This window comes from Candidatus Enterococcus willemsii, assembly GCF_009933335.1.
Classification (GTDB): domain Bacteria; phylum Bacillota; class Bacilli; order Lactobacillales; family Enterococcaceae; genus Enterococcus_F; species Enterococcus_F willemsii.
In genome coordinates this window covers 97,975-112,439 of sequence record NZ_MAEL01000035.1, presented here as the reverse complement: position 1 = coordinate 112,439, position 14,465 = coordinate 97,975, and the positions used below count along the sequence as shown (strand labels likewise).

Annotated in this window: 12 protein-coding genes; 3 read left to right on the top strand and 9 right to left on the bottom strand. The window is 38.6% G+C overall.

Annotation, left to right across the window (positions count from 1 at the left end):
* Window positions 1-46: 46 nt before the first annotated feature.
* From BAU17_RS06190 to treP, 6 genes are all read right to left on the bottom strand, one after another.
* Window positions 47-877 carry a metal ABC transporter permease gene (locus tag BAU17_RS06190; RefSeq protein WP_161901960.1) on the bottom strand — a complete coding sequence of 277 codons (831 nt, stop codon included), beginning with the start codon at window positions 875-877 and terminating at the stop codon, window positions 47-49.
* Complete coding sequence (locus tag BAU17_RS06185; protein WP_161901959.1) at window positions 850-1,530, bottom strand: metal ABC transporter ATP-binding protein; 681 nt, start codon at window positions 1,528-1,530, stop codon at window positions 850-852. Before BAU17_RS06185 ends, BAU17_RS06190 begins: the two co-directional genes overlap by 28 nt.
* Window positions 1,531-1,542: 12 nt before the next feature.
* A complete protein-coding gene (locus BAU17_RS06180; protein ID WP_161901958.1) occupies window positions 1,543-2,475 on the bottom strand; it encodes a metal ABC transporter substrate-binding protein in 933 nt (310 codons plus the stop codon).
* 147 nt (window positions 2,476-2,622) lie between these two features.
* Entirely contained in the window at window positions 2,623-3,474 is an 852-nt protein-coding gene (gene ispE, locus BAU17_RS06175; RefSeq protein ID WP_161901957.1) for a 4-(cytidine 5'-diphospho)-2-C-methyl-D-erythritol kinase, read from the bottom strand.
* A gap of 170 nt (window positions 3,475-3,644) precedes the next feature.
* Complete coding sequence (locus tag BAU17_RS06170) at window positions 3,645-4,448, bottom strand: Cof-type HAD-IIB family hydrolase (RefSeq protein WP_161901956.1); 804 nt, start codon at window positions 4,446-4,448, stop codon at window positions 3,645-3,647.
* Window positions 4,449-4,566: 118 nt separating this feature from the next.
* Window positions 4,567-6,594: a PTS system trehalose-specific EIIBC component gene (gene treP / locus BAU17_RS06165; RefSeq protein ID WP_161901955.1), complete on the bottom strand. Its 2,028-nt coding sequence runs from the start codon at window positions 6,592-6,594 to the stop codon at window positions 4,567-4,569.
* Between the two features lie 266 nt (window positions 6,595-6,860).
* Here treP and BAU17_RS06160 point away from each other — a divergent pair, with 266 nt between their 5' ends.
* The 3 genes from BAU17_RS06160 to treR are packed head-to-tail and all read left to right on the top strand — an operon-like array spanning window position 6,861 to window position 10,915.
* Entirely contained in the window at window positions 6,861-9,479 is a 2,619-nt protein-coding gene (locus BAU17_RS06160; protein ID WP_161901954.1) for a glycoside hydrolase family 65 protein, read from the top strand.
* A 15-nt stretch (window positions 9,480-9,494) separates the two neighbouring features.
* Window positions 9,495-10,145, top strand: coding sequence for a beta-phosphoglucomutase (gene pgmB, locus BAU17_RS06155; protein ID WP_161901953.1), 651 nt, complete (start codon window positions 9,495-9,497; stop codon window positions 10,143-10,145).
* Between the two features lie 53 nt (window positions 10,146-10,198).
* Window positions 10,199-10,915: a trehalose operon repressor gene (gene treR / locus BAU17_RS06150; protein ID WP_161901952.1), complete on the top strand. Its 717-nt coding sequence runs from the start codon at window positions 10,199-10,201 to the stop codon at window positions 10,913-10,915.
* A gap of 43 nt (window positions 10,916-10,958) precedes the next feature.
* On the opposite strand, the gene BAU17_RS06145 is transcribed toward treR, so the two are convergent.
* From BAU17_RS06145 to rny, 3 genes are all read right to left on the bottom strand, one after another.
* The gene (locus BAU17_RS06145; protein ID WP_161901951.1) at window positions 10,959-11,300 is read right to left on the bottom strand and encodes a P-II family nitrogen regulator; all 342 of its coding nucleotides are present in this window, start codon (window positions 11,298-11,300) and stop codon (window positions 10,959-10,961) included.
* A 17-nt stretch (window positions 11,301-11,317) separates the two neighbouring features.
* Entirely contained in the window at window positions 11,318-12,535 is a 1,218-nt protein-coding gene (locus tag BAU17_RS06140) for an ammonium transporter (protein WP_161901950.1), read from the bottom strand.
* Window positions 12,536-12,719: 184 nt separating this feature from the next.
* Window positions 12,720-14,276, bottom strand: a complete 1,557-nt coding sequence (gene rny / locus BAU17_RS06135) for a ribonuclease Y (RefSeq protein WP_161901949.1) — start codon at window positions 14,274-14,276, stop codon at window positions 12,720-12,722.
* Window positions 14,277-14,465: the final 189 nt, after the last annotated feature.

The window sequence follows — 14,465 nt, the reverse complement described above, 5'->3', positions numbered from 1 at the left end:
ATTATAACAAAAAGAAAACGAAAAACTTTCGTTTCTCGTTTTCTACTTATTTCATTTGTCTCTTTCTTTGCGTGAAGGTAATCCAACGTTTTACCAAATTAACCAGTAAAAACAGGATAATAAACACTAATGTAATGGTTGCGCCAGGTGGTGTCGATAAATAATAGGAACTTGTAAGACCACTAATCATGCCTATTAGACCAACAATAACACTAATCAGTATCACCATATTGAAACTTTTCCCTAAACGCATACTAATCGCTGCAGGCAAAACCATAATCGCTGAAATTAACAAAGCACCAGCGATTGGAATCATCACCGCAATCGCTACACCAGTTACTACATTAAATAACATTGACATCCAATGAACAGGTAAACCGTCCACATGTGCTGTATCTTCGTCAAACGTCAAGACATACATCGGCTTCTTAAATAATACGAACAAGACTGCAATAACTACGAATAAAATACCTAGGAAAATGACTTGATTAGGTGTAATTGTCAAAATAGAGCCAAATAAGTACGATTGAATACTCGTCGATGAACTACCGCCACTCAGATTCATTAAAACTAAGGCCAATGCCAATCCTCCGGACATCAACATCGCAATTGAAATTTCTGAATAACTACTATACAACGAACGCAAATATTCTAAAACTACCGCGGCTAAGATAACAACAATCATCGTGGTGAACGTAGGATTTAAATTTAAGAAAAATCCTAAAGCAACACCCGCTAAAGAAACGTGAGACAAGGTATCTGCCATTAATGATTGGCGACGAATGACTAGAAAAACACCTAGCATCGGGGCAATTCCCGCGATAAAAATCGCCGATAGGAACGCACGTCTCATGAATTCATATGAAAGCAACGCCATTGTGAATCCTCCTTTCGGACTAAACGAATTTGTCGATCCGCATATGCCTTAATATCTTCATGGTCATGCGTAATCATTAACACAGCTTTCCCATGTTGATGTGCGCTATGTCGCAACAAACGGTAAAAATTATTCCGAGATTCTTCATCCATTCCTGTTGTCGGTTCATCTAAAATGAATAAATCTGGGTCAGTCGCAAAAAGCCGAGCCAAACTAATACGTTGCTTTTGTCCACCTGATAATTCTCCGATTCGTTTGTGGCGCATGTCCCACATGCCCACTGATTCCAATGCTTTTTTGACATGCTCATGGTCACGTGCGGTCAATTTTTTGAACCAGCGATTTTTCGGATAACGCCCTGAACGAACTAATTCTAATACCGTACTTGGAAAACCGACATTGAACGAAGCGATTTGTTGCGGAATGTAACCAATACTTAATCGTTTGCCTTCTGTATTTACTTTTGCTACTGATACTTCTCCTTTGGCAGGTTTCAATAAGCCTAATGTCGCTCGAATTAAGGTTGATTTTGCCGCACCATTTTCACCAGTTAAAATGACAAATTCGCCTGGATCTACATGGTAATGAACGTTATCCAAAACAGGCTCATCGTCGTAATAAAAGGTTAAATCTTTCACTTCGATATAATGCACATTGGTCCCTCCTTATTTAATACTTAATTGTAATGCCTGTAAATTTTCTTTCATCACTGAAATGTAATTTTCGCCAGCGGTTAGTTGATCTTTTGTTAAACTTTCTAACGGATTCAAGACTTCTAAAGTCACACCGGTTTCGTTTGCTAGTGTTTCAGCAACTTTAGATGACGCATTGGCTTCAAAATAAATGACCTTCACTTGATGTTCATCAACAAAATCTTTCAATTCTGCTAAACGACTTGGCGTTGGTTCAATATCCGGAGATAAACCGGCAATCGCTTGTTGCGTTAAACCATACTGATGCGCCAAATAGGCAAAGGCATCATGTTGCGTCACAAACGTTTTATTTTTCGCCCCTTCAAAAGCTGCACGATATTCTGCATCTAATGCTTGCAACTCTTTGATGTAAGCCGCTGCGTTGGCTTCAAATGTCGCTTTTTTCTCTGGAAACTTCTCACTTAAGGCATCACGAATTGTCTCCACTTCCGTAATTGCCATCACTGGATCTACCCAAACATGTGGATCATGTTCATGGTGATGTTCTGCTTCCGCTCCCTCATGCTCGTGCTCGTGGTCATGTTCTTCACCAGCAGGCATTAAATCAATCGTGGAAGCTGCTTCAATCAAAGTCGTTTTTTCTGAGCTAATACTTTGTGATAAATCAGGAATCCATGTTTCTAATTCTTTGCTGTTGTATACCAAAGCATCTGCATCAGAAATTTTAGCAACATCTTTGGCACTTGGCTCGTAATCATGTGCTTCTGTTCCAGCTGGAATGAGTAACTCAACCTGGCCTTCGTCACCGACTACTTCTTTAGTAAATTCATACATTGGATAAAAAGTCGTCATGACTTGGATGTCATTTGATTGCTCTGATTGCCCACAAGCACCTAGCAGCAAGCTACCAAATAAAACGATACTTGTTAAAAGGATTTTTTTCATTGTTTGATCCTCATTTCTTTTCATTTAAACAAATCGTAAAGTTTACGATTTGATGCCAAAAAATAATGTATCAAAGGTTTGGCTTTTCGTCAAGAAAAAGAGAATCGTATCTATCAAAAATAGATAGGATTCTCTTCCATGTTTGCTTTACTGTAGTGTACGAACAAGATACACTTCATCACAAAAGCCTTTTAACCCGTTCACAATTCGTTGTGCACGAGAATATTTTTGACACAATGCAAAAACCGTTGGTCCACTCCCACTCATCAATGCCGCATCCGCACCATATTTCAGCATTCGCTCTTTAATTTGTTGAATAATAGGGTGTTTAGGAATCGTAATGTCCTCTAAGCTATTGCCCATATGCTGCAACATCCCTTGATAATCCCGAGCCAAAATGGCTGCTGATAATTTATTCATGTCTGGATGAGATAATTTATCCATTTCGACTTGCTGAAAAATTTTCCGCGTGGATACACTAATGCGTGGCTTAACCAAAACAACCCAGCATTGGGGCATCGGAACAAGCGGTTGGACAATTTCACCTTTCCCCGCAATAAATGCAGTCGTACCATATAAACAGTACGGGACATCCGTACCAACTTGGACCCCCATCGATACAAGTTCATCCATCGACAAATTTAATTCCCACAAACGATTCATGCCTCGTAGTGCAGCAGCACAATCCGTACTTCCACCACCCAAACCAGCAGCAACAGGAATATTCTTGGTAATAGAGATTTTAATTCCTTCTTCTATTCCATAGCGCTCTTTGAGAATAGATGCAGCTTGATAGACATTGTTCCGCTTATCGATTGGCAAAAAAGCCTTATTTGTTTCTACGATAATTTCATTCGTAGGAAGCGTCTCAAATGTCAAACGATCCGCCAAATCGACACTAGACATGACCATTTCAAGCTCATGATACCCATCTTCGCGTTTACGAAGAACATCTAATCCCAAATTAATCTTTGCGGGTGCTTTCTCTATAATTTCCATAATTCCACCTACTCGAAAATAGTCGTGTTGTATTCTATCATAGCAAATTTCACCTACATAGGCACTGAGAACATACTAAATTGTGGAAGAAAATTTATATAGATACTTATTTTAAATGAAAATAAGCCTTTTAAAAAGCTTTCAACCAAAAAGGGAAAGCTTTCTTTGTCTTATCTTAAATACTCTTCCAACACTTGCAACACACCACTTTCATCATTTGACGGTGCTGTTGCTTTAGCCGCTTCTTTTACCGCAGGAGCACCATTTGCCATCGCATAGCTGTGACCTACATAACGCAACATTTCTAAATCATTGTGTCCATCCCCAAATGCCATCATTTCACTCGGATGAATCTCCCATAAATCTGCTAGTACTTGTAACGCGTTGGCTTTATCTTTCCCTGCCAAAATAATATCGACACTGCCATGCCCACTAGAAACAGCCCGTGCTTCTTCAGGAAAAGCGTCAGAGATGGCTTGCGCAATTTCTTCCGTTCTTGCTTCGGGTACACCTAACGCAAACTTCACATATCGTTCATTTTCAAAATCTAATGCCAATAAATCATCGACTTTTTCTAACGCATGGCAATAAAAGGTCACAAATTGTTGAAACGCTTCTGGTTGTGTCCGTTCAATATAGGCACTCTTAATCCCATTTAGCACCATATTCACATCAGGATGCTCTTTGCGTAAAAATTGGATAATGCGTTGCACTGTTTGCGGATCAAAATGATTTTCATGAATTAGTTCCCCTTGATCAATAATCAATACTCCATTTTCAGCAACGAAGGTAATTTCGTCACGAATCTCTGGAAAAAAGGAAGTCAGTTGCGCATATTGGTTCCCACTGGCAACGACAAACTTAATGTCTCGTTGGTTTAACTCTGCAAAAATTTGTTCAAAACGCTTTTTATCATAAGTTTTTTGACTACTTAAAAAAGTTCCATCCATATCAACTGCTACTAACTTTACCATGCCATCCATCCTTTCCATTTCACTAAAACCATAGCATAGCGCAGATTCGTAAGCAAGGACAATCTTGCCACGATATTACAAAAAAGAGCTTTCAACCATCGTTGAAAGCTCTTTTTAATTATTTCATTTCAGCTTGACCGATTACTTTACCTGCTGTGGTTTCACCTAAGCCTGTAATTTCTAAGTTTGCTACTTTTTCGGCATTGGTTAAAACAGTCAGAATATCTGTTTGTTTGCCTGCTGCAGTGACAGCATCTAAATCCATTTCGGCAATTTCCGTTTCTGGCGTTACACTGTCCCCAGCTTTGACCTTGACATTGAATGGCGCACCTTTCAATTCAACTGTATCTAATCCCATGTGAACCAGTACCTCTGCGCCACCTGGTGTTAAAATACCAATGGCATGTTTTGTATCAAACACACTTGTTACGGTGCCATAGACAGGCGAATACACATGATTATCTGTTGGACGAACTGCATAGCCATCACCCATCATTTTTTGTGAAAAAACAGGGTCAGAAACTTCAGTAATTGCTACGACTGTTCCGTTAGCGGTTGCGAATAATTCTTCTGTCGTGCTTTCTGTAGGAAGTGTGTTTGCAGAACTAATTTCTGGTGCATCAACAACTGCTCCGTCAGGTGTAACGACTTGCGCTCCCACACGATCAATTTTATTAAAAATACCTTGTTGGCGGAAGAAAATGGTTAAGACAAATGGTACCACAATCGCAATAATCATCGCTATTGTAAAGGCAAACCAACCACCACCAATATTTCCGTTGATAGCTAAGATTCCTGGTAGACCACCGACACCGATAGCATTGGCACGAACTCCCATAATGTTACTAAACATGCCAGCAATTCCAGAACCAATCATTGCTGCCACAAATGGATAAACGTATTTCAAGTTAATCCCAAACATTGCGGGTTCGGTAACACCTAACCAAGAAGAAATACCTGATGGCAATGAAATTTCTTTTTCTTTTGTATCTTTACGGTGCAAGAATAAGACAGCAAAGACGGCTGCACCTTGCGCAATATTTGATAAAGCAATCATTGGCCATAAGTTGGTTGTCCCGAAGTCAGCAATCAGCTGTGAGTCGATTGCTAGTGTTGTATGGTGCAACCCTGTAATAACTAATGGTGCATAAACCGCACCAAAAATTGCACTAAACAACCATGAAATTGGTGACTCTAAACCAGCATTTACAATATAAGAAATACCTGTTCCGATTTTCCAACCAATTGGTCCTAAAATCGTATGTGCAAAGAAAATCGCTGGCAATAGCGAGAATAATGGAACAAAAATCATTGATACTGCTTCTGGAATTCTTGGTCTAAAGAATTTCTCTAGGTAAACTAAGGTAAAGGCTGCTAACATTGCAGGTATAACTTGTGCTTGATATCCAATCATATTCACTTGTGCGAAACCAAAATCCCAAAATGGAATGTCGGCTGCTGCTGTACCATTTACAGCATAGGCATTTAACAATTGAGGAGATACCAAAGTAATCCCTAGGACAATCCCTAGAATTTGAGTTGTTCCCATTTTACGTGTGATACTCCAAGTAATACCAACTGGTAAGAAGTGGAAAATTGCTTCCCCTGGTAACCATAAGAAATGATTCACTCCTGACCAAAATTGAGATACATCGACAATTGTTTGATAAATTGGTGTGCCATCAGCATTGGTCATCGCCACGCCATCGACAATTTTTTGTCCTAATGCCTCAATTTGTACGCCTTCTAATAAATTACGGAATCCTAAAATTAAACCACCGACAATAATAGCTGGTAATAATGGTGTAAAAATTTCGGCTAAGACTGCAATGACACGTTGTAGCATATTTTGGTTTTGTTTAGCCAATGCTTTTCCTTGTTCTTTTGAAACGCCTTCAATTCCTGAAACCGCTGTAAAATCATTGTAGAACGTTGAAACATCGTTGCCAATAATGACTTGAAACTGTCCTGCATTGGTAAACATTCCTTTAACAGATGAAATATCTTCAATTGATTTTTCATCAGCTTTCGATGGATCATTTAGCACAAAACGCATACGTGTCGCACAGTGTGTGACTGCGGCAATATTTTCTTTACCCCCAACCAACTCCAACAGTTTCTCTGCATCAGCTTGATACTTTCCCATAATACATCCTCCTAACATTAATTGTATATACATGTTTATTAACATGCTTATAATAACCTCTATTACCTCAGATTGCAAGCGTTTTATCTTTTTTATTTTAAAAAAGAATATAAATGTTGATATATCAGCATTCATTCTGATAAATTTCAGCTTATTTTCTATTTTTTTCTTTTCTTTTAAAAAAAAATACATTTACTATTTGTAATAGCTTTCATTTTCCGTTATACTTTACTCACATGTATAGACAAGAAAGAGGAGGAAAACAAATGACGAAGGTGCATTTACAATTGCAACCACAATGGCAAGCAACTTGGGCAGACGGGACACAAACTGTTTTTGAAGGAGAGCTAACGGACCGACTTGCGCAATTAGTAGCAGAAATTCCACAACATGAGGTAACTGGGGGAACAGTCGAAACAGAATCTGTTGTTAATTTAGATGGACGAACGATTGAATTATCACAATATTTAACAGAAACATTAAATATCCCTTTTGTAGTAGGCGATTTTGAAACACAAGCAGCAACAATCCCTTGGGAAGTTGTTTACCATGGATATACGCCAGGAAAAGATGAATACTCTGTAGAATCCTTATTAACAGTCGGAAATGGCTTTATGGGTTTGCGAGGCACAACGCCTGAAATGGAAATTGCTGAAGAAAACTACCCTGCACTTTATCTAGCTAGTCTTTACAATAGCGTGGCTTCACAAGTTGCGGATCGTACGATTTATAATGAAGATTTTGTCAATGCACCGAATTTACAAAAAATGTATTTAGTAGTTGACGGTGAACGTGTAGATATTGCGAATAATACCGTTCTTTCGATGAAACGCCGACTAGATTTAAAAACAGGTTTATTTGAAGCGTGGATTGTCTTGCGCTTAACAACTGGCAAAGAATTGGCCATTCATACGAAAAAAATAGCAAGTATGGCAAATGTTCATCAATTCAATATTTCCTATACATTCACACCACTTAATTTCTCTGGTGAAGTATTATTTGTCTCAGAAGCAGATGGCGATGTATACAACTATAATGTCGCCCGTTACCGTAGTTTGACCCATCATCATTTAGATGTAGTTGATAAACAAGTTGCTGAAACAAACATGGCGCTAACAGCAGTTACAACGACTTCTAAGATTACCGTTGTTCAACAAGCCAAATTACACGGTGAAAAAGAATTATTGTCTCATTTAACTACAGAACAATCAGCCAACATTCTTCGTCAACAAGTACCTGTTCAAGCAACCGAGCAAACAGCGTATACATTCGAAAAAACAGTCCACGTGCACCAATATCGTCAGGAAGAAAGTGTTCCTCCGATTGACTTTACACAAGAATTCCCAACGTTTGAGGAAAGCTATCAAGCTTCTGCACAAGCATGGGCTGATTTATGGGAGACAGCTGGCATTGAAATTACTGGCGATTTAATGTCTCAAAAAATGCTAAACTTGCATACCTTCCATTTACTTGCTTCGGCTTCACCAAATGGAAACCAAAACTTGGATGCTAGCGTGACTGCACGTGGCTTACATGGAGAAGCTTATCGTGGACATATTTTCTGGGATGAATTATTTATTTTACCGTTCTACACTATTCATTTTCCAGAAACTGCCAAAGAATTGCTGATGTATCGCTACCGTCGCTTGGATATGGCGAAAAAAGATGCCCAAAAAGCCGGTTATCAAGGCGCTATGTTTCCTTGGCAATCTGGTCTAGATGGTACAGAACAATCACAAGAATTACACTTAAATCCAATCAGCGGTGAATGGAAAGAAGATCACAGTCGCTTGCAACGTCATGTTTCCTTAGCGATTGCCTACAATGTTTGGCAATATTGGCACAATACTCAAGATACGGAATTTATGGCACAATACGGCTTAGAAATGTTGTTAGAAATTGCGCATTTCTGGCAAAGTGCCGCAACCTTTGATACGATGACCAATCGTTACTTCATTGATAAAGTGATGGGCCCAGATGAATTCCATGAAAATTATCCAAACTCTAAACAAGGTGGTCTAAAAAATAACGCCTATACAAATATGATGGTCGTTTGGTTATTTGAAGAGATCGCTCACTTACACCAAGAATTCCCTGCATCTCTTTTCCAAGAGATACAAGAAAAAACGGGTGTAGACAACCAAACACTAGAAAGTATGGCAGCCATCAAGCATCAATTAGGACTTGAAATCAATGAAGACGGTATTATTGCACAATTTGAAGGTTACTTTGACTTAGATGATTTGGATTGGGCACATTATCAAGAAAAATATGGCAATATTTATCGTATGGACCGCATTTTGAATGCCGAAGGAAAATCAGCCGATACGTATAAAGTTGCAAAACAAGCCGATAGTTTAATGATCTTCTACAATTTCTCTAAAGAACAAGTCCGTTTGATTTTAGAAGATTTAGATTATACGTTACCGGAAGATTATGTGGAACGTAACTTACATTATTATTTAGAACGTACGTCACACGGTTCAACGTTATCTCGTGTTGTTCATGCCCAATTAGCAGCTATGGTTGATGATCAAGAATTAGCTTGGAAACTCTACCAAGAAGCGTTGTATTCAGATTATCGTGACATCCAAGGCGGAACAACGGCCGAAGGAATTCACGCGGGTGTGATGGCAGCAACGCTATATATTCCATTGACTACCTTTGCCGGCTTAGATATTCGTACGCAGCGTGTGAGCTTTGCACCAAATCTACCTGCAGCTTGGGAGACTATCGACTTCCACTTAACGATTCGTCAAGTGAATTTCCAAGTCGCTGTGACTAAAGAAACACTAACATTAAACGTTGACCAAGATACTGAAGTAGATGTAAATGGTCAGACAATTAAATTGGTTGCTAATCAACCAACTACTATTAATTACTAAGGAGTGTACAACAACATGAAAAAAGGATTTGTTTTTGATTTAGATGGTGTTATTACAGATACTGCAAAATTCCATTATTTAGCATGGAAAGACTTAGCTGATGAATTAGGTATCAGTATTGACTTAAAATTCAATGAACAATTAAAAGGTATCAGCCGAATGGATTCATTGGAGCGGATTTTAGCTTATGGCAACCAAGCGGATAAATATACCGAAGCCGAAAAAGAAGAACTTGCGACGAAAAAAAATACCCACTATGTTGAACTCTTACAAGATTTAACACCGGATGATTTATTACCTGGTGTGAAGGCCTTTTTAGATGAAGCCAATGAAAAAAATATTCCATGTGCCATTGCTTCTGCTTCTAAAAATGCGCCGTTCATTCTAGAAAAATTAGCCGTCCGAGAGGCATTTGCAGCAATTGTTGATCCAGCTACCTTAACAAAAGGGAAACCTGACCCTGAAATTTTCATTCGTGCAGCAGAAGCAATCAATATCACGCCTGCTGAAGCGGTTGGTTTTGAAGATGCCCAAGCAGGCTTAGATGGTATCAAAGCAGCAGGTATGTATGCCGTTGGTGTTTATTCTGGTGAAGAACTCCATGGTGCAGATGTGATTGTTCATGAATTAACTGATTTATCAATTGACGAGCTTTTACAAAAATAGTTGGTTGCTTTCGACCTTGCCTGTCGTTATAATGACTGAGAGGAGGTTGCGCCATGAATAAATTCAAAGAGATTTTTTTAGATTTGGAACAGAAGATACTAGCGAAAGAATATCCGCCACATACTCTGTTGCCGAGTGAAAATCAATTAATTAAAATCTACAACGTCTCTCGCGAAACTGTTCGTAAAGCGTTGAACCTGTTACGAGATGCTGGATATATTCAAAAGAAACAAGGGAAAGGTTCGATTGTATTAGATTTGAACCGCTTTGACTTTCCAATTTCGGGATTGACGAGTTTCAAGGAATTACAAACTGCCCAACAAATTCCAAGTGAAACAAGCGTCGTTGAGATTCGCAAAATTGCAGTGTCCCCGTCACTTCATGATATTACAGAATGGCCGGTTGCTGCCGAAGCGTGGCGTTTAATTCGGCAACGTCGTATTGATGGTCAAGTCGTCATTCTAGACAAAGATTATTTAATTGCCGACATCGTCCCAGAATTACCGAAAAACAAAGCACAACAATCGATTTATGATTATTTTGAGAATGATTTAGGTTTAGATATTTCTTATGCACAAAAAGAAATTACGGTTGACCCTGTAAACAAAGAATTACGTGACTTAATGGACTTACATCCAGAAGACCAACATGTCGTAACCGTTCGTAGTTTGGTCTACTTGGAAGATACCCGTTGTTTTGAATATACTGAATCTATCCATCGCTTAGACAAGTTCCGCTTTGTCGATTTTGCGAGACGACGTAAAAATTAAAAAAAGCTCACACGTTGGAAATATCGTGTGAGCTTTTTTCTCTTTAAATCGCATCCAAACCACGTTCACCCGTACGAATACGAATCACATCAGCTACATCATAAATAAAAATTTTGCCATCGCCAACTTCTCCTGTGTAGCAAGTGTCCATAATTTTTTTGGCAATCACTTCGACCTGTTCATCAGTCACGACTAAACACAAGGCAACTTTTGGTAACAAGGTTGGAATAATTTTTTGACCACGAACAAATTCTGCTACTCCTTTTTGATTCCCATGCCCTAATACTTGCATGACCGTCATACCACTAATATGAAACGTGTCATCTAATACGGCTTTGACTTCCTCTAACTTTTCTTGACGGATAATTGCTTCTATTTTTTTCATAAAGTTTCCTCCTTTGACTATGAATCTAACCCCATAAAGGTTGGATAAGCTGTTTCATCATGTTCTGCTTGGTCCATACCTAACGCCTCTTCTTTATCCGTCACACGAATTGGCATCAAACGACTAATGACAAAAATAATCGCAAAACTAACAACCGCTACAAAGATAATCGTAAAAACAATACTCTCTAATTGAGCCATAAATAAACCTATTTCTCCATAAAGTAGTCCCGTCTTGCCACCGACAGCTGGATCAGCGAAAATTCCTGTTAAAATTCCTCCAACAATCCCACCAACACCATGACAACCAAATGCATCCAAGGCATCATCCAAACCAAGACGATGTTTGACTTTTGCAATAAAGTAATAACAAATAGGACTACCAATCGCACCAATGACTAGCGAAGACCATAGAGAGACAAAGCCAGCCCCCGGTGTGATACAAACCAAACCAACAATTGCACCGGTACATGCGCCAACAATTGTTGGTTTACCGATGACTAATTTTTCAACGAGCATCCATGAGAGCATGCCACTGGCAGCTGCTGTATTAGTCGTTAATAACGCATGAATTGCCAAGCCATCTGCCGCTAAAGCCGAACCTGCATTAAAACCAAACCAACCAAACCATAATAAACCTGCACCTAAAACAATAAATGGAATATTATGCGGACGATATTCTGTCTGGTGAAATTCGCGACGCTTGCCAACCATCAATGCTAAAACCACGCCTGAAATCCCTGAACTAATATGCACGACATTCCCGCCAGCAAAGTCAATCGAACCAATTTCTTCTAAAAATCCACCGCCCCATACCATATGAGCCATTGGAAAATAAACCAACACTAACCAAAAGGTTAAAAATAAAAAAATAGCTGAAAAACGCATCCGACCGGCTACTGATCCAGTGATAATTGCCGTTGAAATCAGTGCAAACATCATTTGAAATGCTGCAAACAACGCTTCTGGAATCGTCTCACCTTCTGTTAACGAGACATTTTGGAAAAAGAGATGATCAAAATTACCGATAAACAATCCCTCTCCTCCAAATGAAAGTGAATAACCAATCATAATCCATAACACCGAAGCCAATCCCATCGTACAAATAACCATCATCATTGTATTCAAAATGTTTTTACGACGTTCTAATCCCCCGTAAAAAAATGCGAGTGCTGGTGTCATTAAACTCACCATACCACTACAAATTAATATAAACGCAATATTCCCTGTATTCATATAATCAACTCCTTTGTTTGATGTTAGAAATCATACCATCAAACAAACCATCAATCTAGTGTTTTCATGAATAAAATGAAAAAATTCTGAAAATTCTAACTATCCATGTTAGAATATTTAACATAATGAAGTACAAAAGAACAATTAAAAACCACTTTCCATAAAAAAGGAAAGTGGTTCAATCTTATTTTGCGTAATCAGTTGCACGTGTTTCACGTATCACGATCACTTTGATATTTCCTGGATAATCCAGTTCATCTTCAATTTTCTTGCGAATGTCACGTACTAAACGTACAGCATCCAAATCTGAAATTTCATCTGGTTTAACCATGACACGTACTTCACGTCCTGCTTGGACTGCAAAACTGTAATCTACACCTTGGAAACTATTTGAAATATTTTCTAAGTTTTCCAAACGGCGGATATAGTTTTCTAACGATTCGCTACGAGCACCCGGACGAGCCGCTGATAAGGCATCGGCAGCTGCCACCAAAACAGAAATAATTGAAGTTGCTTCTGTGTCCCCATGGTGGGAGGCAATCGCGTTAATCACAGTTGGATTCTCTTTGTATTTTGCTGCTAATTCAGCACCAATTTGAACATGTGAACCTTCAATTTCATGATCCAAGGCTTTTCCGATATCATGTAAGAAACCGGCACGTTTCGCTAATTGGACGTCTTCACCAATTTCTGCAGCAAGTACACCTGTTAATTTCGCAACTTCAATCGAATGATTTAACACATTTTGACCGTAACTTGTTCTGAAACGCAAACGTCCCATAATCTTAATTAAATCAGGATGTAAGGTATGTGCGCCCACTTCAAAGGCTGCTTGTTCACCGTATTCACGGATGCGTTCATCCATTTCTTTACGAGATTTTTCAACCATTTCTTCAATACGTGCTGGATGAATTCGTCCATCTTGAATTAATTTTTCTAAAGTCATACGAGCAATTTCACGACGAATTGGATCGAAGCCTGACAATACTACTGCCTCTGGTGTATCATCAATAATTAAGTCAATTCCGGTTAATGTTTCCAACGTACGGATATTTCTTCCTTCACGGCCAATGATACGACCTTTCATTTCATCGTTCGGTAGAGTAACAACAGAGACTGTTGTCTCGGATACTTGATCCGCTGCACAACGTTGAATCGCTAATGAAAGTAAGTTTTTCGCTTTGCGATCAGCTTCTTCTTTCGCTCGTTGTTCTGACTCTCTTACCATAACTGTTAGTTCATGATTTAATTCTTCTTCTGTTGACTTCATGATGATATCTTTTGCTTCATCTCTTGATAACGCAGCTATACGTTCCAACTCACTTTGTTGTTCGTCAATCAGTTTATCAACTTCTTTTTCTCGCTCGTCTATTAATTGTTGTTTTTCATTCACTTTATTTTCTTTCATTGCTAATGAATGTTCACGTTTTTCCAAAGAATCGTCTTTTCGATCAAGCAATTGTTCTCTTTGTAGTAAGCGATTTTCTTGTGTTTTTAATTCAAGCTTGCTTTCTTTCAACTCACTTTCAATTTCTGACCGATACTTCTGATTTTCTTCCTTAGCTTCTAACAACGCTTCTTTTCGTAGAGTTTCTGACTCTTTTTTAGCATTAGATATAATGCTTTCTGCACTTAGTTTCGCGCCATTAATTTCTTTTTCATGACGAGATTTTGTGACGAAGATACCTACGAAAAGACCGACAATTAATCCGATGATAGCGAGGAGAATGTTAAGTCCCATTGATGAATCACCTCCATACTATCTTTCTTATTTTCAATTTGTAGTTTTTTGATAAACATACATTTACATAAATTATCAATATGCCTACTCTGCATATGTGTGTATAGCACACAATTTTATTCTAATGTTTGTAAGGAGTAGTGTCAACTTAAAAAAAGGAATAAGTGGACGAATTCGCATACGCTACCA